Here is an 18,797-nt window from a genome sequence, read left to right as displayed (position 1 = left end):
TTCTCTCCCACCCCCGCACAATTGATTAGGCTATCTTTGAAGCTTGAAAGCGAACAAAGATGTCAATCAACCACTGCGTCTTGCAATTCTAGCTCAAATAAAATTAGGAGTTGGACTTTTTGCCCAGCTCCATCATTCTTTTGATTAATCTACAGAAACTGTATCAACTGTAGCTTGTTGCCCATCTTTCAAGCCCACAACGTAAACAGATTTCACTACATTGTGTTCTTTGTCGATAGACATTGTACCTGTTACACCTTCAAAATCAGCCAATTTAGCCAAGTTATCTTTGATGTCAACAGATGTTTTCGCACCTTCTGCTGCTTTAGCTGCCATATAAACTGAGTCATATGCCAACGCAGAGAACATAGATGGCTCTTCACCGTATTCTGCTTTATAGGCATCGTAGAAAGCTTTTGCCTTTTCACTTGCAGATGTTACAAATGCTGAAAGGTAGTAAACATTGTTAGCTGCTGACGTTGTCGCCAATTCCGCATATTGTGGTGAGTCAAAACCATCTGAACCAAGGATTGGTTGGTTGAGACCAAGTTCACGCGCTTGTTTTGTAATCGTACCTGTTTCATTATAGTAACCAGGCATGATGATGGCATCAAACTTTTGGTCTTTGATTTTTGTTAAAGCTGCTTGGAAGTCTTTGTCACCTGAAGCAAACGTTACTTCTGCAACAATTTCTCCTTTGAAGGCTTTTTTGAATGCCTTAGCTACACCTTTACCATAGTCAGATGAGTTATCGTAGTAAAGAACAACTTTTTTAGCGCTCAATTTTTCTGTTGCATACTTAGACATGATTTCACCTTGGTATCCGTCTGTAAAGGTTGTACGGAAGAAGTACTCTTGTGTATTTCCTTTGCTATCTACGACCAAGTCTGTTTGTGTACCTGAAGGTGTGATCATTGGAACAGCTGCTTTTGTAACGCTTGAAGTTGAAGCACCTGACGCACCTGAAGTCGCAGGACCTACGATGACATTGACACCTTCACTAGCCAAGCTGGTTGCAACTGTTGCTGCTTCTGCTGTTTCAGACTTGTTGTCTTTTGAGACAATTTCAAGTTTTTTACCATCTACACCACCATTGGCATTGATTTCTTTAGCAGCCAATTTCGCACCATTTGCTTCTGTTTGACCATAAGAAGAAACTGCACCTGACAATTCTAAGTTAAGTCCTACTTTAACTGTGTCACCAATTTTTGTACCAGTTGCGTTCGCACCTGCACCACCCGTGCTCGAAACACTTGAACAAGCTACAAGCATGGCAGCCGAGGCAAGACTCACAAGAGCCACAGCAAATTTACTTTTTTTCATAAGATTTTTCCTAAACTTTCCTTATAAATTTAATGATGTAACTAATATACTGAATTATCAGAAAATTGTCAACAAAAAAAGAAAAAGAATTTCTTGAAAACCTTTTCCTTTTTTATCGATATAAAGAACCCACAAAATCCTTGTCAATTTCCTTGAAATAAGATGGAACAACCTTCTTAACAAACTTCTCTTTTTTCAAACTAGCCATGATTTCTTCTGCCTGTTCTTGACGGACATATAAAATAGCATAACGCAGACGACGTGAATGATAGGTCAAATCTCCGTACTGGTTCAATTTACGCGCATCACGATTATAGTGCAAATAAACGGCTAAACTCAAACGTTCTTCTCTCTCAAACATGCTCTTCTCCTTTCTTTTCATTATAACACAAAAGAGAAGTCGGCTTCAACTTCTCTTTTTTTCACTGCTTATTTTAGTTCCGTATTTTTCATGATTTTGTCAATGAAGCCGTAAGCCAATGTTTCTTCAGCACTCATCCAGTAATCGCGTTCTGCGTCTTTGTGGATTTGCTTAACAGTTTTACCAGAGTTTTCTGCCAAGATTTGCTCCAAATTGTTACGTGTTTTCAAGAGGTGTTCTGCTGCAATCGCCATATCTGTTTGCTGCGTACCGCCACCAGTACCCCCCATTGGTTGGTGAATCATGTATTCAGCATTTGGCAACATGAAACGTTTACCTTTAGCACCAGATGAAGCAATGATTGTTCCCATTGAAGCTGCCATCCCCATGACAATTGTTTGCACATCAGCCTTGATGAAATTCATGGTGTCCACAATGGCAAGACCTGCTGATACAGAACCGCCAGGTGTATTGACATAAAGATAGATGTCTTTGGTTGGGTCTTGGGCATCCAAGAATAAGAGCTGGGCAATGACAGAGTTTGCCATATTGTCCTCAACAGGACCTGTCAACATGATAATACGGTCTTTTAATAAACGAGAATAAATATCGTAAGAACGTTCCCCACGACTAGTTTGTTCGATAACTACTGGAATCATACATTTCTCCATTTCTCTATTTCAATAGTTTTATTATAATTTTTTGGTCAAGAAAGGTCAAATAAAAAGTTCATTCTCTCTTTTATATAATTTCTTGACAGTGGTCATTTATAGGGTTATAATTTATATATAACAAATTTCGATATATAAACCATAAAAACATATATCCAAAAAATATATAACAAAGGAGGGAGACAGATGCATTTTCCTGTTCCAGCAGCGCTGACAGAATTTCTCATTATGAGCATATTAGAGTCCAGTGACTCTTACGGATACGAGATTTGCCAAACGATCAAATTAGTTTCTAATATCAAAGAGTCCGCTCTCTATCCCATTCTCAAACGCTTAGAGCAAGGCGATTTATTAGCCACCTATTCGCGAGAATACCAAGGAAGGATGAGAAAATACTACAGCTTAACCCAATTAGGTCATGAGGAACTAGTCCGACTCAAAGATGATTGGGATACTTATACAAGTACCATTAACGGCATTATAGAAGGGAGCATCCGCCATGACAAAAACTGAATACTTGGCCCAATTGGAAAAACATCTGAAAAAATTACCACATAAAGAATTTCAAGAGGCCCTCACTTTCTTTCACGAATACTTTGACGAAGCCGGTCCAGATCAGGAAGAGAGAATTATGGAAGAATTAGGTACTCCAAAAGAAGCAGCCAGCGAACTCATTAACAACATCCTTGACCGTCACATTCAGGGAGAGGATGATGAGGTTGCTGCTGAGAAAGTTGCCTTAGGGAAGCGGCATCTCTATACACTGATCGGTATCGGTATTTGCCTCTTATTCTCATTTTTCCTAGTGTTCGTCTTTCATTCCTTACTCGGAGTCCTAACTTTCTTCCTACTATCTTGCTTCGCTGCCTTTGCCTTCTATATTGGAAAAAACTGGCAAGAAATCCGCGAAACTAAAAAGACCGTTTGGCTGTCAACCCTCGCCATCATTTCTCTACCGATTGCCATTCCTGCTCTCTTTTTCTTAATTGGAGGTTTGCTATTTCTTATCCTCTTAATAATCGGTTTTCTTCTTGCCGGAGTTATATCTGGGCTTGCTGCTTTCATTGCGAGTTTCTATTTTATCTGGGAAGCCTTCACGCTACTTACTCAAGGTGGACATGTTTTCCTTATGGGATTGGGAATTGGACTCTGTCTTTTTGGCGGCGCCGTCCTTCTCTACTTGCTGACTGGCTTTTTCGCCTATTGGGCTTGGCAGTTTGTCAAATTCTGTTTCCACTGGATTTTGAAAAGAGGTAAACGAGCATGAAAAAGAAATTAACTATTAGTATTATTGTCGGTTTCGCCAGTGTGATTTTGGGCTTGGTTCTAGCAGGAATTGGCTTTTTCTCAGGCGGACTCGAAAAGTTAGAAAACATCAGCCAACCGCAAGAAATTCACAAATCCTATGCTAACTTAAGTAGCTTAACCTTTGAATATCTTCCGCAAAGTGTCCTTATCCAAGAATCACCAGACAATCGTTACCATGTCTCCTACTACAATTCCCCCAACAACCTTCACTCTTCTATTCGGTTAAACAAAGACAAAGATAATCTGAGCTTGTCCATCCGAAGCAGTCAGATTAGAATAAAAGGCTTCTTACAAGTCTTTGGCGAAGTTCTTGCAGAAAGAAATCTAAATAGTCAAATCATCACCATCCAAATCCCTAAAAATAAATCTCTCAAAAAATTGAAAGGGTTTAATGGGAATTCAATAACGATAGAAAATAGCAAGATTGAGACCATTGACTTTGATGGCAATATCAATCTTATGAACAGCGAAATCGCAGGAGGAAACATCAATGGCTATAGTCTCAATATCCAACAGTCCAAACTGAAGAATCTGACTATCTCTTCACCGTCTTCACCCAACTATATTTCCAACTCTACTTTAGAAAACGTGACTATTTCAGACTATCACCAATTAGACGCGCAGCAAGTGACACTTTTAGGTGAAAATACCTTCAAGCCTATTTCGGAATCTCTAACCCTGACCAATCTTGACCTGACGGATAAAAATCTTGCAGAGCTCTCCCTCAATATCAGTAATAAGATTGATAAAGCAGCCTTTGCCAAAGAATTCGGCTATACCTATGAAGGGGAAGAAAATCCAGACTACGAAGACAGCAGGGATTTCCAAAACCAAGTCGAAAACATGGGTATTTTCATAAGAGACAAGTATGCGAACCTCCCTATTACTGCTACAGATACGGAGGTCAAGCTGACTACACAGGTAGCAAATAGCAAAAATAAACTAACCATCAACACCACTAATGCAACCATTAACTTGCGAACACCGCAGTAAGATTAGAAGACACTAAAAAAGGCAGGAACATTTTCCTTGCCTTTTTAATAATTTATTTTGTACCAAACAAACGGTCACCAGCGTCACCCAAACCTGGGACGATGTAGCCATGCTCATTGAGTTTTTCATCAAGCGCTGCTGTATAGATGTCGATATCTGGATGTGCTTCTTGAAGAGCCTTAACACCCTCTGGTGCTGCTACAAGAGCAACAAATTTGATGTTTGAAGCACCACGTTTTTTCAATGACTCAATGGCCAAAATAGCTGAACCACCAGTTGCAAGCATTGGATCAACAACAAAGATGTGACGGCGGTCAATATCTTCTGGTAATTTTACCAAGTACTCAACAGGTTGCAATGTTGTTTCATCACGATACATACCGATGTGACCAACCTTGGCAGCTGGTACCAAGCTCAAGAGACCATCAACCATCCCGATACCTGCACGAAGAATTGGTACAATCGCTAATTTTTTACCAGCAATTTGTTTTTGAACCGTTGTCGTAATTGGTGTTTCAATTTCCACGTCTTCCAGTGGCAAGTCACGCAAAACTTCATAACCCATCAACATAGCAATTTCATCAACCAATTCGCGGAAATCTTTTGTAGACGTATCCTTGCGACGCAGGATTGACAATTTATGTTGAATAAGCGGATGTGAGATGACTTGGAATTTTCCCATGATAAGACTCCTTTTGGTGTTTTTTCTATTTTACCAAAAATCCTCAAAAAAAGCTTGCCAAAAATGACAAGTCTTTTATTTTTTGAAAACAAGGGCTTCGTAAGGGCGAAGAGAATCTTGTTTCTCTTCTGCTGTAGGGTAATTGTACATGAAGACTGGTGCTTCTGCTACAGGGGTATAGGTCTGTTCTTGGTCGCTGAAGTTAACGACGACTATAAATTCATCTTGCTCATCAAATTTTCGATAGGCTAATACCAGGTCATTTCCTGTTTCCAATGCCTCATACTGACCTTCCGCCATAACTGGATACTGACCACGAAGGGCTACCAATTTTTGATAAGTATAGAAGATGGAATTTTCATCTGCTAAGGCTGCATCCACATTGAGCCAGCTGTAATTCTCATTCAAACTCAACCATGGTTTGCCAGTTGTGAAACCACCATTGTCTTCACTTGACCAAGCCATCGGACGGCGAGCATTGTCACGACCTTTGACATTAATAGAGTAGATAATGTCGTCTTTTGTGTATCCTTCTTCAAGACGCTCTGCATACATGCGACGGCTTTCAATATCATCTGCCTCAGAAATATCTGTAATCGGTGTGTTAACCATACCGATTTCTTCCCCTTGGTAAATGTAAGGTGTACCAGACATGAAGTGAAGGTAGATAGCCAGCATTTTACCACTGATTTCGCGGAATTCTGGACTATCGCTGGCAAATCGAGAAATGGCACGTGGGAGGTCATGGTTATTCCAGAAGAGAGAATTCCACCCTTTACCAACCAAACCAGTCTGCCATTTGGTCATGACTTTGTGAAGGTCAGCTGGATTGAGCGGTGCCAAGTCCCACTTCTCTTTACCTGCTTGCTGGTCCAAAAGAACGTGTTCAAACTGGAAGACCATTGAAAACTCGCTTCCATCTGGATTGGAATAAAGAGGGGCATTGTCAAGATTAGCAGACCAAGTTTCACCAACTGTTACCACATCGTGTGAGCCGAAGGTATGCTGGTTGAGTTCCTTGATCAGAGAATGAAGAGTTGGTCCGTCAGCTGTGATTTCTCTCTCAGGCTCTTTCCCAATCAAGTCAATCACATCCAAGCGGAAGCCACCGACTCCCTTGTCCAACCAGAAATTGATCATCTTATAAATCTCTTCTTTCACCGCTGAATTTTTCCAGTTCAAATCAGGTTGTTTCTTGGAGAAGAGGTGAAGATAATACTTATTGAGATGAGGGACATATTCCCAGGCAGATCCTGAGAAGCTAGACTTGAGGCTGTTCGGCTGATCTGCCCATACATAATAATCATGGTAAGGATTTTCAGGTCCTTTGAGGGCTTCTTGGAACCAGAAATGTTCATCGGAAGTATGATTGAGGACCAAATCCATGACCATTTTAATGCCATATTTGTGTCCTTCAGTAATCAATTCTTCCATATCTGCCATAGTTCCGAATTCAGGTGCAATGGCTTGGTAATCACTGATATCATAGCCATTGTCATCCATAGGTGACTGGTAAACAGGGCTGAGCCAGATAGCATTAATCCCTAGTTTTGCCAAGTAAGGCAAGCGTTGGGTAATCCCTTTAAGGTCACCGACACCGTCTCCATTTGAATCTTGGAAACTACGTGGATAAACTTGATAGAGTACCGCTTTTTTCCACCAATCTGTTTTCATTTCTTTACTCCTCATCTTCTTTTTTATCTAAATAACGAATAATACGAGCTGGATTTCCAGCAATAACAACATTATCACCAAAGGACTTGGTCACAACAGAACCTGCACCAACAACTACGTTATCGCCAAGGGTCACACCTGCTAAAATCATAGCTCCTCCGCCAATCCAGACACGGTCACCAATGGTAATGGGGGCTCCGTATTCAGGACCTGCGATTCGCTCATAGGCATCCAAAGGGTGCAGGGCAGTGTAAAATTGAACATTTGGCCCTAACATGGCATTCTTACCAATAGTCACAGGGCAGGTATCTAAGACTGTCCAGTTAAAATTAGCATAAAAGTCTTCGCCTACATGGATATTACAGCCGTAGTCCAAAGTCACAGGTGTTTCCACATAAATGCGCTCACCTGTAGTACCCAACCAGTCCTTCATCAAATCAGACCGCTTAGCGCCGTCCATTTCTTGATTAACAGTCTGGCGTTTGACACGCGCAGCTTCTCTCAGAGCAACCAATTCTGGGTCACCAGCATTGTAAAGTTGACCTGCCAACATTTTTTCTTTTTCTGTTGTCATCTGTTTATCCTTTGTATTTTTCTACTATTATAAATGAACCGCTTTCATTAGTCAAACGTTTGCATGCCCTTTGTAGGGTAAGACGGAAAGTTTTGAGGTTTTAAGAAGCTTACAGGAGAAAAGAGAAGAAAAACTTTCCCCTTCTATCTCTATAATGCAATCTGAGCTGAACCTTCTTCATCAGTTTCGATAATTTCAAAACTGTGATCTTTGAGGTTGGCTGAAAGCTGAGCTGTCACACCTGCATCCTCATTGGTCCAAGTGATTTGAAGGTTGTGCTCATCCACCATCTTAACAGCAAATTCTCCATCAAATGCTGGGCTAGTATTGCGGAACTTCAAAAGGTTGAAGAGAGATTGAACCACTGGGCGCTCAACTTCACGCTCGATTTCATCCAAATCATAGTAATGACGGTTGATATTGCGACCTTCTTTTGAAGATTCAAGGAGTTCAATATCATTTTCACCCGCCAAGAGACCAACATAGTAAATCTGTGGAATACCTGGTGCAAAGCATTGGAGAACACGCGATAAGAGATATGCTTGATCATTGTTTCCAAGAGCTGAATAATAAGTACAGTTGATTTGGTAGATGTCCAAGTTATTGTAAGCTTCTGTACTGTAAATCCTCTTAACATTGGCACCTTGAGCATAGAGGGCTTCACGAGTTTCTTCTGTTTCCTCATCGGTCAGCAAGTCTTTGACATCCACTACTCCGATACCATCGTGAGTATCTAAGGTCGTGAATTGCTTGCGCGGACAAATTTCCATCCAGTGAACCAGACGGTTAACATTTCCGCTATAAAGAGCATGAAGAACCAACATTGGCAAGGCAAAGTCGTAAACATAGTAGTCCTGCTCTGCAATTTTTTGCTGAATAGTGTAATGTTCATGAATTTCTGGCAAAATTTCAATTCCTTGTGGCGCCAAAAGTTTGCGTGGGAAGTGCAACATTTCCCAAATATCTGGCTCTACAAAGAAGCAGTTTGTGCCGATTTTCTTATTAGCATAGGCAAAGGCGTCCAAACGGATAATCGACGCACCATGTTTAGCAAGATTTTCCAGATTTTCCTTGATAAAGGTGCGCGTCGTTTCCGTCGTCACATCTAGGTCAATCTGCTGTTCATCAAAGGTACACCAAACCTTTTCTTCTGTACCGTCCGAAAATTGCGCAATACGGTAAGGTGCACGTGGCTTCCGTTTGTAAATCAAATCCACATCTTCCTGAGTTGGCTCACCACCAGGCCAGAAATTTTTGTATCGGATAAAAAGGTCTGCATATTTTGACTCATCCTTCTTTTCCAAGAAATCCAAGAAATAAGGTGACTTGGCTGAAATATGGTTGATCATGAAGTCAAACATAAGGTAGTAATCCTTACTAAGCGCTTCTACATCTTCCCAATCACCAAAGGCAGGATCCACTTTTGTATAGTCCATTGGGGCAAATCCACGGTCACCAGATGATGGGAAGAAAGGCAAAATATGCACTCCACCAACGGTATCCTTCAGCGGACCTTCCAAGGCCTTTTTCAAATCTTTCAGGTTTTTCCCTAAACTGTCTGAATAGGTAATCAACATCGCTTGATTTTTAATTTTCATATCGATTCACTTTCTAAAATCTACTCTATACTCCATCTGTCTAGTCAGCCAATAATTGGAGTTTCTAATGTAGAGCTTTGACCGACTGGACAGACTTTGTAGCAATTTACTTGACGGATCCGTTTGTCATACCTGAAATGATATTCTTTTGGAAGATGAGGTAGACAATCAAGATTGGGATAATGCCGACAACGTAAGAGGCAAAGGAGGGACCATAGTCACTGAAATATTGTCCTTGGTAGTTGTATTGGAAAAGAGGCATTGTCCAGAGACTATTGTCACGGTTAAGTACCAAGAGTGGCATGAGGAAGTCATTCCATACCCAGAGGGCATTGATTATGAGAACAGTCGCATGCATTGGCTTCATGAGTGGGAAAATGATTTTCCAGTACATAGTGAACTTGCCGGCACCGTCAATAGCTGCTGCTTCATCCATTTCAACTGGCACGATGGTCTTGATATAGCCCACGTAGAGAAAGAGCGTCTGTGGAATAGCATAGGTCAAGTACAAGATTGTCAAACCTGGCAAGTTGGTCATGTTTAGATCACTCATGAGTTTGGACATTGGAAGCATAATCACTTGGAAAGGTACGAACATCCCGATAATGAGGAGGGTGTACATAATAGAAAAGATTTTCTTGCGATCCATATGACGAGCAATAGAGAAGGCTGCCATTGGAATGACCAAGATAATCAAGCCCACACTGACTACTGTCAAGAAGCTTGAATTCATGAAGTAGGTACTGATACCGTCTGTAAAGAGACGCTCATAGTTGGAAAATGTCCATTCTTCCGGCAATCCAAAGAAGTTCCCTGTAATGTCCTTGGTTGTCTTGAAAGAAGACATCAGCGTCACCGCAAGCGGAATCAACATCAAGAGAATTCCCGCAATAAGGACTGTATAAGCTAAAAGATGATTTTGTTTTTTGGCTTTCATTTTCTAATCCTCACACTTCAAATTTTCTTGACATGGTAATTTGTACGACTGAAATAATCGTAATAATGATAAAGAGTACAACTGCTACTGCATTGGCATAACCAAATTGGTTATTGGTAAAGGCATTCTTGAACACCATCAATCCCAAGGTTTCCGTCTTGCCGTCCGGCCCACCCTTGGTCAATGAATAAATCAGGTCAAAGGCTGTCAAACCAGATTTCATCGCCATGATGAAGACCATGCTGATAGACGGCAAAAGGAAGGGTACTTCGATTTGGAAGAATTGTTGACGAGGTGTTGCGCCGTCAATCTGTGCTGCTTCTTTGATATCTTCTGGAATAGATTGGAAACCTGCCAAGAAAATAACAACTGGCATTGCCAACGCTTGCCACAAGGCAACAAAGAGAACAGACCAGAATACTGATTTTTCGTTGAAAAGCAAGTTTGAGCTTAGCCATTTGATGCCTAAAGCTTCACCAATTTGTGGAAGACCATAGTTAAAGAGCTGGCTAAAAATCAAACCGATTGTCACTGTTGACAGCACTGCTGGGAAGAAATACCAAGTACGGAAGAAACCAACCGCACGGATTTTCCGATTGAGCAAGCTGGCAAGCCAAATTCCCAAGACAATTTCCCCAACTACCAATCCGATAGTGAAGAGAATAGTAAAACCTAAACTATGATAGAAGGCCTTGTCATGGAAAATATTGACATAGTTTTCAAGTCCGATAAAGTTGAAAGAGCGTGTCAAACCAGTCCAGTCAGTTAGTGAATAAATCACCCCATTTACCATCGGGTAAAAGAAGAAAACCAACTGCAAGATAACGGGAATAGCCACGAAAAGATAAGCCCAGTATTGACTGATAAAGCTTTTTTTGTTCATATTCAAGTTTCTCCATAAGATAGGAGGGCGTGTAGAAATCCATAGGAAAATAGGAACACTAACGAAGAAACAAGGTTTCTAGGAAGTTTTATCTTTTTCACTAGGATTTTAGCCCGAGTTCAATTCTAAGATAGGAGGGCGTATAGAATGCAAAGAGAAAATAGGTAATCTGATGACGAGTCCAAAGACTCTAAGAAGATTCATCTTTTTCTCACAGCATTTAGCCCGAGTTCAATTACTAAGATACGAAGGCATATAGAATTTTATTTCTATACTGCCTAGTCTTTTTGTCCTGCAATTTATAAGAGAAAGAGGCTCGGACAAGGTCCTTGCCTCTTATTTCTTATGGACAGATTTATTTTTTCATTGTATCCAAGAAAGTATTCAAATCTGCTGCGTAATTTTTCAAGTCTTTGCTCTTGAGGTAGCTTACGTTTGCATTCCAGAAGTCTTCTTCTGAATCCCAATCAGCATGCAACCAGATGGCTTGTTGGTCAGTAAAGGCAAGTGAAGCAACGTCTGCGATTTGCTCGAATTTACCTTCTGTCTCAATGCCTTTAACAGATGTTGGTGAACCATCTACATCATAGTATTTTTGCATTACTTTAGCTGAGCTCAAGTATTTCACGAAGTCTTTAGAAGCTTTCACATCTTTAGAATCTTTTGAAACAGATACAGCCATGTCTGCTGCTCCGACTGTCATTGGTTTGCTGTCAGCGGTCAAGCCAGGCATTGCAAACATACCAACTTCAAAGTCCGGATCTTGTTGGAGAATAACTGGGAGTGCCCATGAACCGTTGGCCATCATGAGGGCGTCACCTTTAGCAAATGCTGCAACAGTATCTGCATAAAGAGCACCATCAGCGTTCTTTTGACCATTTCCAGCCATCAAATCAAGGTATTGACCAACTGTTTTTGTCAATTCATCACTAGCTGAGATTTTACCTTTTTCGCTGTAGCGGAGATAATCTTCAACCACTTGACGGTCACCTTTTGCGGCTTGAATCCATGCTAATTGAGCATAGCCATTGAATGTCCAAGCATCACCTAGTGCTTCTGCAAATGGAGTTTTACCAGCTGCTTTGATTTTTTCTACTGCTGCTTTAAATTCGTCCAATGATTTTGGAACTTCAATGCCTAATTTTTCAAAAGCAGTTTTGTTATAGTAGACACCTGAAACGTTGGTTGTCAATGGAATATTGTAAATTTTTCCGTCAACAGCGTAGCTTTGTGCAGCGCCATCATTCAAGTTTGCAAGGAGGTCTTTTTCGTCTGTCAAGTCAACAAATTGGCCATCTGCAGCCCAACCCTTGAAGTCTGCATTTTGTGGATAGATGTTGATTACATCAGGAGTTTCGCCATTTGCGATACGTGTTTTCAATACAGTACCAGCATCTGGAACACTTGTCAATTTCACTTTCACATCATCTTGAGACTTGTTGTAATCATCAATGATTTCTTGCAAAGTTGCTTGCATTTCTTTCTTTTGAGAGAAAAATTCAATCTCTGTTTTTCCGCCTGATTGTGAATTTCCACAACCAACGAGAAGGCTTGCAAATGCGCATACTGATGCGGCTTTAAGGAATGTATTGACTTTCATAAAATCCTCCTAGATTTTGTTAAAAATATATTGTACACTAAAATAATCTTTTTGAACATGTGGCATGGTCAAGCCAATGTTCATAAGCTCATCACCGTAGAAGCTTTCACCGAGCACTTCACAGTGATACTGAGCATCTGGGTCCAACCCCTTCAAACGGACTTGGATCAAAGGTGCCTCTGGCTGCGCCAATACTTTCACGTAGGTAAAGACTGCCTGTGACTGGTCTTGGTTGACATAGATACCAGCCTGCGTATTGGCTGTTTTCTTGAGACGATAGTAATCTCCATACTGAACAGTTGAGCGAATGTCTTTGTAGGTTTTAACCTGCTCTGCTACTTCTTGAATTTCCTCTTCTGATAATTGATTGAGGTCCAATTCGTAACCGAAGGCCCCCCCCATCATGGCAACATTTCCACGAGTTGCCAGCGGTGTGATCCGACCAACTTGGTGGTTAGGTACAGCTGATACGTGGGCTCCAATGGAGCTAACTGGGTAAATCAAGCTGGTTCCTTCTTGGATAGACAGGCGACCGATGGCATCTGTATTATCACTAGCCCAAGCCTGTGGCATGTAGTACATGAGACCTAAGTCATTGCGGCCACCGCCCCCTGAGCAAGACTCAAAGAGTACCTGCGGGAAGCGCGTTACCAAGCGCTCCAAGGCATTGTAGAGGCCTAGGATATAACGGTGGTAAAATTCATGCTTGTCATCATTTGCCAAATCTTCTGGAATGGCTGTGATATTGCGGTTCATATCCCATTTGACATAGGTAATATTGGCTGATTCCAAGATAGCGGCTACCGAGTCAACAATGTAATCCACCACTTCTGGCTTAGCAAGGTTGAGTACCAACTGCTCACGGCTGTAAATATGGTCACGATCTGAAATCTGAATTGCCCAGTCAGGATTCGCTCGGTAGAGGTCACTGTCCACCGAAATCATTTCTGGCTCAAACCAGAGTCCGAATTCCATGCCCAAATCATTAATAGACTGAGCCAGACCACCGAGACCATTTGGCAATTTTTCTGGATTGACGAACCAGTCTCCTAGAGAAGACTCATCATTATTTCGCTTACCAAACCAACCGTCATCAAGGACGAAGAGCTCAATACCAGTCTTGCTGGCTGTTTTTGCGATGTCCAGAATTTTATCTTCATTAAAGTCAAAGTAGGTTGCTTCCCAGTTATTGATGAGAATAGGACGTTCCTTGCGAGCAAATTCCCCACGACAGATATGATCACGGATAAAATTGTGACTATCACGTGTCATTCCTGTCAATCCTTTATCTGTGTAAGAAATCAAGGCCTCTGGCGTTTGGAAGGATTGACCTGCTTCTAGTTTCCAGCTAAAGGCTTGGTCATTGATTCCCATGCCCCAACGAGTTGTGTCAAGTGCTGTCGTTTCCGCAAAGGCTGTGAAATTCCCACTATAAATCAAGTGAGCGGAATAAACTTGCCCGCTATCTTCTGTCACATCCTTGTCTGCCAAGGCAATGAAAGGTGTGCGCGAATGGCTTGAAGCACCCCGAATACTGCCAATAGAATAGTTACCATTTGGAAGCGGTGTGACTGTCCACTCTTTTTCATAGGCATAGCGACCTGTCAAGGTATGAACATTGAAGTCACGATGAGGAAGGTCAATGGTGAAGCTATAGGCTTTTTCGACCTTTGTCACATGCTTACCAGCTGAGATAACTGCTGAACGCGTCATAAAGTTAAGCTGGTCAAAAATGCTATAGCTAATAGTTACAGTCACATCTGTCAGTTCATCGTAGAGGTCAATTTCCAACGTTTCAACTTCTTCCTCTGTACCAAAACTTTGTGGTAGACCTTCTAGGACCTTCTTGCCTTTGAAGATGCGGTGAGCCTTGTATTTCAAATCAAGAGCCGTTCCAAATTCATTTCGTAACTCAAGGGCTGCTGTTCTAAAATCTCCCAGACCATTGCTGCTGTATTCCAACTGCAAGGTATCAATCGAAAATGTTCGGTTCCCTGTGATAGGACTTGGTGAAAAAGCTCGGTCAAGGTATGTGATTTTGTTTCCTAGGCTAAATCGATTGATTTTTTTCCCAAAGTAACGGTTTACCAGCTGTCCGTTTTCCAAGACTTGCATGACATAGGAAAATTCCCTTGTTTGCAGGTGGAAAAGCTGCATTTCTTCTTGATAATGAATCACTTTTTTTCTCCTGTATCTGTTTTACAAGACTTATTTTAACAAATGGATGCGTTTTCAAGAATGGGATTTTGTAGCTTCCATATGGTATAATGTTTCCAAACAGACTTGGACATATGTTGAAAAAGGAGCGACTAGATGAATATTCTCAATACTTATCACGAACTAGACAGCCATCATTTTGACCTCAATGTTGACCACTTTGGGTCTGAAATTTGTGATAAAGACTACTCTTTTGGTCCTGCCGTTCGAGATAATTATGTCCTTCATTTTATCTTAGAAGGTCAGGGAACTTTTACCATTGACGGGAAAACAACCCAACTGACACAAGGAGATATGTTTCTTCTACCCAAGGGAAAGGTAACCTTCTATCAAGCCGATGCAGAAAATCCTTGGTCCTATATTTGGGTGGGTTTTAGCGGTTCACGAGTAGATGCTATTCTGCGTCAAACACAACTCTTTGACCACTACTACCTTCGTTCCAGCCTCCAGTCTGCCGTTCTCGACCAGATGAAAGCCATTACGCAAATCACTCCCCACAAATACCTTCCCATTACTGAGCTCCAACTCATCGGTCACTTAAATATCCTGCTGGCTGCTCTCATGGAGGAATTCCCTAAAAAAGAATTAGATGAATCTACCAATCTAGCCAAAACCTATGTCAAAACAGCTCTTAATCTCATCCATAGCCAGTACGAAAAACCTATCAAGGTCAGCTATCTAGCGGAACACCTCTGCCTCAGCCGCTCCTATCTCTATAAGATTTTCAAACAAGAAACAGGCTACTCTATCAAAGACTATATTCTCCAAGTGAAGATGAATCGCTCTTGCGAACTCTTGGAAAATCCAGACCTGTCCATCACAGAAATTGCCCTGTCTGTCGGCTATCCAGATCCCTTGAATTTTTCGACAGCCTTCAAAAATTACTTCCACATGAGCCCTACAGATTACCGAAAAAGATCTATCGAAAAGGATTAGCACCCGCTAATCCTTCTTTATTTACCAAATACACCAGCAATCCGTTGACAAGCTTCTTTAACGGTTGCAAGCGGCGTCGCTGCATTAAAGCGGGCACAATATTTGCCTTCTCGTCCAAAAGCTAAACCATTATTGAGAACGACTTTGGCTTCTGTCAGCAGTTTTTCTTGGATGTCTTCATTAGACAAGCCATAGGCCGAAAAATCCAACCAAATCAAATAAGTCCCTTCTGGCTTCATGACCTTAATCTTGGTCTCCCGCTCCAAAAAATCAACTGTATAGTTGATATTTTCTTCCAATACAGTCTTGAGTTCTTTCAACCACGCTTTTCCATGACGGAGGGCAACTTCTGTCGTAATCAGCCCCACTGTCGGTACTTCGTGCTGATTATTAGCCAGCTGTCTTTGGGCAAATAGCTTGCGCAGGTCAGCATTTTCAATAATAGCAAAACTATTTTTAGTCCCTGCAATATTAAAGGTCTTGGTAGCTGACGCAAGGACAATGGTAAAGTCCTTAAAGTCTGGATGCAGGGTGTTAAAACTATGGTGCTTGTTGCCAAACAGTGCAAAATCTTGATGAATTTCATCTGACACCAGGAGGACTCCGTATTTTTGACAGAGCTGACCAATTCGTGTTAACTCCTCAGCTGACCACACACGACCACCAGGATTGTGAGGGCTACAAAGAATGTAAAGCTTAACGTCATTGTCTACAAAGTCCCGTTCCAACTGGTCAAAGTCAATCTCGAAATGTCCATTTTTCTCGACCAGAGAATTTGTCACCAACTTACGGTTATTGAGCTTGACTGAGCGAGCAAAAGGTGGGTAGACAGGTGTGTTGATGACTACTGCTTCCCCTTCCTTTGTAAAAGCCTGAATAGCGATTGAAATAGCGGGCACCACGCCTTCAATCAAGACAATATCTTCTCTCTTAACCTTGTAGCCGTGCTCCACTTCTTCCCAGTCAAGAATGGCTTGATAAAGACTATCGCTAGCATAAGGATAGCCAAAAATATGCTGACTAGCATAGTCCAGCAAGGCTTCCTTTACCTCAGGTAAGGGCAAAAAATCCATATCAGCAATCCACATCTGCAAGAGTTCTGGATCATTTTCTGTCTTCCGCCACTTTTCACTGTGTTGACCGAGGCGATTGGGCCGTGTGGCAAAATCATATCTTGTCATATCAACCCTCCAAGGCTTGTTTTAAGTCAGCGATCAAGTCTTCCGCATCTTCGATACCAATAGACAAACGAAGCAAGTCATCTGTCAACCCATATGAATGGCGAACTTCCGCTGGAATATCTGCATGGGTCTGAGTAGCTGGGTAGGTAATGAGACTTTCCACCCCACCCAAACTTTCTGCAAAGGTAAAAATTTGTAAGCTATTGAGAATATGACCAATTTTTGCTGCATCTGTGACCTTCACCGAAATCATTCCTCCTTTACCAGTGTAGAGAACATCCTTGACAGCAGGTGATGTCCACAAATAATTCACAATCTTCTGCGCATTCTCCGTTGCACGTTCCATACGAAGCGAAAGAGTCTTGAGACCACGCATGAGAAGATAAGAGTCGATTGGAGATAGAGTTGGTCCTGTCGTGTTTTGATCGTAGAAGAGTTTGTCATATATTGCCTGATTGCTGGTGACCAAGACACCTGCTAGGACATCATTATGACCTGATAAATATTTTGTCGCAGAATGCAGGACAACATCTGCTCCTAGAGGAATTGGATTTTGATACATCGGACTGTAGAATGTATTGTCTACAATGACTACTGCTCCGTGCTGATGTGCCAGCTCAGCAATTTTTTTAATATCAAACTCCACCATGAGCGGATTAGTCGGAGTCTCGATGTAAACATAGTCCGTCTCATCCGAAATGGCCGCAATCATCTCTTCTTCTGTATTGGTATAGGTAAAGTTAAAGCGTCCATTGGCCTCTTGCTCATTGAACCAACGGAAGGAACCACCGTACAGGTCACGCGCAGCTACGACCTTGCTCCCAACTGGAAAGCCACTAAAAAGCAAGACCAAGGCTGATACACCTGAGCTCGTCACTAGAGCGTAATCTGCTTTCTCAATCGCCGCCAAGGTCTTTTCCAAGGTCAAACGAGTCGGATTTTTGGTCCGAGTATAGTCAAAACCAGTGGATTTACCAAACTCAGGATGTTGATAAGTTGTAGAAAGATGAATAGGAGAAATAAGAGCCCCCGTCTTCTCATCCGTATTAATACCCGCATGGGCTAAAATCGTATCTAATTTGAAATCTGTCATCGCTATCTCTCCTTGATTTACTTATCTATCATTGTAGCATTTCCTGTACCAGATAAAGACCACTTTCCCACATATAAATATTAAAAGCCCCTCATAAAGAAAGGCTATCATATTTTATAAAAGAAGAAAAAATTACAGCATTATCCAGACAAACAAGACCGACACCAAGAGGGTTAAGCCTGCAACAATCCAGACATTCTTATTTTCTTTGATTTGATTTTTATCATTAAAAAGAGCAAGAGCAAAGGTTGCTAGAACAAAAGAAGCAATCAGACATTTCAATAAAATGGATCGTTCCCACACAAGTGAGCCAAAGACAATCGAATTAAAAATGGCTTGGTAAAAATATTTTGACTTGTAAAATGCTTTATTAAAGGTAAATTTCATAAGATCCTCGAATTTTTCTTCTATTATATCAAAAAAAGAGAGGGAATAAAACCACTCTCTTCCTAGAATTATGCTTCGTCTTTCACACCAGCTTCTTGGAGTAACTTGCTATAATTATCCTCATCTTCCTGGTTATCACGTACAACTTTTGAAACTGTAAAAGAAGATGAAACCAATCCTACAGATCCCATAAGGTAGTAACCTTTTACCATCAAAGGCTCTTTAAGAGTATAAAGTCCAATCAAAATCAAGGCTGCAAAGAAGAGAAATGAGCCCCAAGCCATAGCTGTAAAAGCAGGGGTGTTACGATAAACTTTCTTTTTCATCTTATTCATAAAAAACTCCTTTAGGTTAATAAAACTATCATATCATACCAAAA

19 protein-coding genes are annotated in these 18,797 nt (G+C 41.3%); 4 read left to right on the top strand and 15 right to left on the bottom strand.

What is annotated here, in order from left to right; all coding sequences use genetic code 11:
- Nucleotides 1-144: 144 nt before the first annotated feature.
- The 3 genes from ACHUFA_RS03405 to ACHUFA_RS03395 all read right to left on the bottom strand — a co-directional run bounded on the left by ACHUFA_RS03405 (nt 145) and on the right by ACHUFA_RS03395 (nt 2,355).
- Nucleotides 145-1,323, bottom strand: coding sequence for an ABC transporter substrate-binding protein (locus ACHUFA_RS03405; RefSeq protein ID WP_222347347.1), 1,179 nt, complete (start codon nt 1,321-1,323; stop codon nt 145-147).
- A 112-nt stretch (nt 1,324-1,435) separates the two neighbouring features.
- Nucleotides 1,436-1,684 carry a DUF2129 domain-containing protein gene (locus tag ACHUFA_RS03400; protein WP_222347346.1) on the bottom strand — a complete coding sequence of 83 codons (249 nt, stop codon included), beginning with the start codon at nt 1,682-1,684 and terminating at the stop codon, nt 1,436-1,438.
- A 68-nt stretch (nt 1,685-1,752) separates the two neighbouring features.
- A complete protein-coding gene (locus ACHUFA_RS03395; protein WP_318530329.1) occupies nt 1,753-2,355 on the bottom strand; it encodes an ATP-dependent Clp protease proteolytic subunit in 603 nt (200 codons plus the stop codon).
- 186 nt (nt 2,356-2,541) lie between these two features.
- On the opposite strand from ACHUFA_RS03395, the gene ACHUFA_RS03390 reads away from it, so the two are divergent.
- From ACHUFA_RS03390 to ACHUFA_RS03380, 3 genes are read left to right on the top strand one after another with little or no spacing between them, the layout of a single operon-like run.
- Nucleotides 2,542-2,868 (top strand): PadR family transcriptional regulator, encoded by a 327-nt coding sequence (locus ACHUFA_RS03390; RefSeq protein WP_222347344.1) that lies wholly within the window; start codon nt 2,542-2,544, stop codon nt 2,866-2,868.
- A complete protein-coding gene (locus tag ACHUFA_RS03385; RefSeq protein WP_394404912.1) occupies nt 2,855-3,622 on the top strand; it encodes a DUF1700 domain-containing protein in 768 nt (255 codons plus the stop codon). Before ACHUFA_RS03390 ends, ACHUFA_RS03385 begins: the two co-directional genes overlap by 14 nt.
- Nucleotides 3,619-4,656: a DUF4097 family beta strand repeat-containing protein gene (locus tag ACHUFA_RS03380; protein WP_222347342.1), complete on the top strand. Its 1,038-nt coding sequence runs from the start codon at nt 3,619-3,621 to the stop codon at nt 4,654-4,656. Before ACHUFA_RS03385 ends, ACHUFA_RS03380 begins: the two co-directional genes overlap by 4 nt.
- 52 nt (nt 4,657-4,708) lie before the next feature.
- On the opposite strand, the gene upp is transcribed toward ACHUFA_RS03380, so the two are convergent.
- From upp to ACHUFA_RS03340, 8 genes are all read right to left on the bottom strand, one after another.
- Nucleotides 4,709-5,338 carry a uracil phosphoribosyltransferase gene (gene upp, locus ACHUFA_RS03375; protein WP_222347341.1) on the bottom strand — a complete coding sequence of 210 codons (630 nt, stop codon included), beginning with the start codon at nt 5,336-5,338 and terminating at the stop codon, nt 4,709-4,711.
- 75 nt (nt 5,339-5,413) lie between these two features.
- Entirely contained in the window at nt 5,414-7,012 is a 1,599-nt protein-coding gene (locus ACHUFA_RS03370; RefSeq protein ID WP_394404911.1) for a glycoside hydrolase family 13 protein, read from the bottom strand.
- 4 nt (nt 7,013-7,016) lie between these two features.
- Nucleotides 7,017-7,586 (bottom strand): sugar O-acetyltransferase, encoded by a 570-nt coding sequence (locus ACHUFA_RS03365; RefSeq protein ID WP_222347339.1) that lies wholly within the window; start codon nt 7,584-7,586, stop codon nt 7,017-7,019.
- Nucleotides 7,587-7,735: 149 nt separating this feature from the next.
- Nucleotides 7,736-9,184, bottom strand: a complete 1,449-nt coding sequence (gtfA, locus tag ACHUFA_RS03360; RefSeq protein WP_222347338.1) for a sucrose phosphorylase — start codon at nt 9,182-9,184, stop codon at nt 7,736-7,738.
- A 106-nt stretch (nt 9,185-9,290) separates the two neighbouring features.
- The gene (locus tag ACHUFA_RS03355; RefSeq protein WP_222347337.1) at nt 9,291-10,121 is read right to left on the bottom strand and encodes a carbohydrate ABC transporter permease; all 831 of its coding nucleotides are present in this window, start codon (nt 10,119-10,121) and stop codon (nt 9,291-9,293) included.
- Nucleotides 10,122-10,131: 10 nt separating this feature from the next.
- Nucleotides 10,132-11,004 carry a carbohydrate ABC transporter permease gene (locus ACHUFA_RS03350; RefSeq protein WP_222347336.1) on the bottom strand — a complete coding sequence of 291 codons (873 nt, stop codon included), beginning with the start codon at nt 11,002-11,004 and terminating at the stop codon, nt 10,132-10,134.
- Nucleotides 11,005-11,359: 355 nt separating this feature from the next.
- Nucleotides 11,360-12,604: an ABC transporter substrate-binding protein gene (locus ACHUFA_RS03345; RefSeq protein ID WP_394404910.1), complete on the bottom strand. Its 1,245-nt coding sequence runs from the start codon at nt 12,602-12,604 to the stop codon at nt 11,360-11,362.
- A 9-nt stretch (nt 12,605-12,613) separates the two neighbouring features.
- Nucleotides 12,614-14,761: an alpha-galactosidase gene (locus tag ACHUFA_RS03340; protein WP_394404968.1), complete on the bottom strand. Its 2,148-nt coding sequence runs from the start codon at nt 14,759-14,761 to the stop codon at nt 12,614-12,616.
- Nucleotides 14,762-14,917: 156 nt separating this feature from the next.
- Here ACHUFA_RS03340 and ACHUFA_RS03335 point away from each other — a divergent pair, with 156 nt between their 5' ends.
- On the top strand, nt 14,918-15,757 hold the full coding sequence (locus ACHUFA_RS03335; RefSeq protein ID WP_222347334.1) for an AraC family transcriptional regulator: 840 nt from the start codon (nt 14,918-14,920) through the stop codon (nt 15,755-15,757).
- A 17-nt stretch (nt 15,758-15,774) separates the two neighbouring features.
- Here the strand turns inward: ACHUFA_RS03335 and ACHUFA_RS03330 are convergent, their stop codons facing one another.
- The 4 genes from ACHUFA_RS03330 to ACHUFA_RS03315 all read right to left on the bottom strand — a co-directional run bounded on the left by ACHUFA_RS03330 (nt 15,775) and on the right by ACHUFA_RS03315 (nt 18,753).
- Nucleotides 15,775-16,938, bottom strand: a complete 1,164-nt coding sequence (locus tag ACHUFA_RS03330) for a MalY/PatB family protein (RefSeq protein ID WP_222347333.1) — start codon at nt 16,936-16,938, stop codon at nt 15,775-15,777.
- A gap of 1 nt (nt 16,939) precedes the next feature.
- Entirely contained in the window at nt 16,940-18,031 is a 1,092-nt protein-coding gene (locus tag ACHUFA_RS03325) for a cystathionine gamma-synthase (RefSeq protein WP_394404909.1), read from the bottom strand.
- Nucleotides 18,032-18,163: 132 nt separating this feature from the next.
- Nucleotides 18,164-18,418, bottom strand: coding sequence for a hypothetical protein (locus ACHUFA_RS03320; protein WP_394404908.1), 255 nt, complete (start codon nt 18,416-18,418; stop codon nt 18,164-18,166).
- A 68-nt stretch (nt 18,419-18,486) separates the two neighbouring features.
- Nucleotides 18,487-18,753 (bottom strand): YiaA/YiaB family inner membrane protein, encoded by a 267-nt coding sequence (locus tag ACHUFA_RS03315; RefSeq protein WP_222347330.1) that lies wholly within the window; start codon nt 18,751-18,753, stop codon nt 18,487-18,489.
- Between the last annotated feature and the right edge of the window lie 44 nt (nt 18,754-18,797).

The organism is Streptococcus hepaticus (assembly GCF_043656315.1).
GTDB lineage: Bacteria > Bacillota > Bacilli > Lactobacillales > Streptococcaceae > Streptococcus > Streptococcus hepaticus.
Note: the sequence above shows the minus strand (reverse complement) of the source record. Positions and strands in the feature narration are given on the sequence as shown.

Excerpts from the sequence above, each read along its gene's own strand:
- ACHUFA_RS03405 (WP_222347347.1), bottom strand. The coding sequence starts at position 1,323 with ATGAAAAAAAGTAAATTTGCTGTGGCTCTTGTGAGTCTTGCCTCGGCT.
- ACHUFA_RS03400 (WP_222347346.1), bottom strand. The coding sequence starts at position 1,684 with ATGTTTGAGAGAGAAGAACGTTTGAGTTTAGCCGTTTATTTGCACTAT.
- ACHUFA_RS03395 (WP_318530329.1), bottom strand. The coding sequence starts at position 2,355 with ATGGAGAAATGTATGATTCCAGTAGTTATCGAACAAACTAGTCGTGGG.
- ACHUFA_RS03390 (WP_222347344.1), top strand. The coding sequence starts at position 2,542 with ATGCATTTTCCTGTTCCAGCAGCGCTGACAGAATTTCTCATTATGAGC.
- ACHUFA_RS03385 (WP_394404912.1), top strand. The coding sequence starts at position 2,855 with ATGACAAAAACTGAATACTTGGCCCAATTGGAAAAACATCTGAAAAAA.
- ACHUFA_RS03380 (WP_222347342.1), top strand. The coding sequence starts at position 3,619 with ATGAAAAAGAAATTAACTATTAGTATTATTGTCGGTTTCGCCAGTGTG.
- upp (WP_222347341.1), bottom strand. The coding sequence starts at position 5,338 with ATGGGAAAATTCCAAGTCATCTCACATCCGCTTATTCAACATAAATTG.
- ACHUFA_RS03370 (WP_394404911.1), bottom strand. The coding sequence starts at position 7,012 with ATGAAAACAGATTGGTGGAAAAAAGCGGTACTCTATCAAGTTTATCCA.
- ACHUFA_RS03365 (WP_222347339.1), bottom strand. The coding sequence starts at position 7,586 with ATGACAACAGAAAAAGAAAAAATGTTGGCAGGTCAACTTTACAATGCT.
- gtfA (WP_222347338.1), bottom strand. The coding sequence starts at position 9,184 with ATGAAAATTAAAAATCAAGCGATGTTGATTACCTATTCAGACAGTTTA.
- ACHUFA_RS03355 (WP_222347337.1), bottom strand. The coding sequence starts at position 10,121 with ATGAAAGCCAAAAAACAAAATCATCTTTTAGCTTATACAGTCCTTATT.
- ACHUFA_RS03350 (WP_222347336.1), bottom strand. The coding sequence starts at position 11,004 with ATGAACAAAAAAAGCTTTATCAGTCAATACTGGGCTTATCTTTTCGTG.
- ACHUFA_RS03345 (WP_394404910.1), bottom strand. The coding sequence starts at position 12,604 with ATGAAAGTCAATACATTCCTTAAAGCCGCATCAGTATGCGCATTTGCA.
- ACHUFA_RS03340 (WP_394404968.1), bottom strand. The coding sequence starts at position 14,761 with ATGCAGCTTTTCCACCTGCAAACAAGGGAATTTTCCTATGTCATGCAA.
- ACHUFA_RS03335 (WP_222347334.1), top strand. The coding sequence starts at position 14,918 with ATGAATATTCTCAATACTTATCACGAACTAGACAGCCATCATTTTGAC.
- ACHUFA_RS03330 (WP_222347333.1), bottom strand. The coding sequence starts at position 16,938 with ATGACAAGATATGATTTTGCCACACGGCCCAATCGCCTCGGTCAACAC.
- ACHUFA_RS03325 (WP_394404909.1), bottom strand. The coding sequence starts at position 18,031 with ATGACAGATTTCAAATTAGATACGATTTTAGCCCATGCGGGTATTAAT.
- ACHUFA_RS03320 (WP_394404908.1), bottom strand. The coding sequence starts at position 18,418 with ATGAAATTTACCTTTAATAAAGCATTTTACAAGTCAAAATATTTTTAC.
- ACHUFA_RS03315 (WP_222347330.1), bottom strand. The coding sequence starts at position 18,753 with ATGAATAAGATGAAAAAGAAAGTTTATCGTAACACCCCTGCTTTTACA.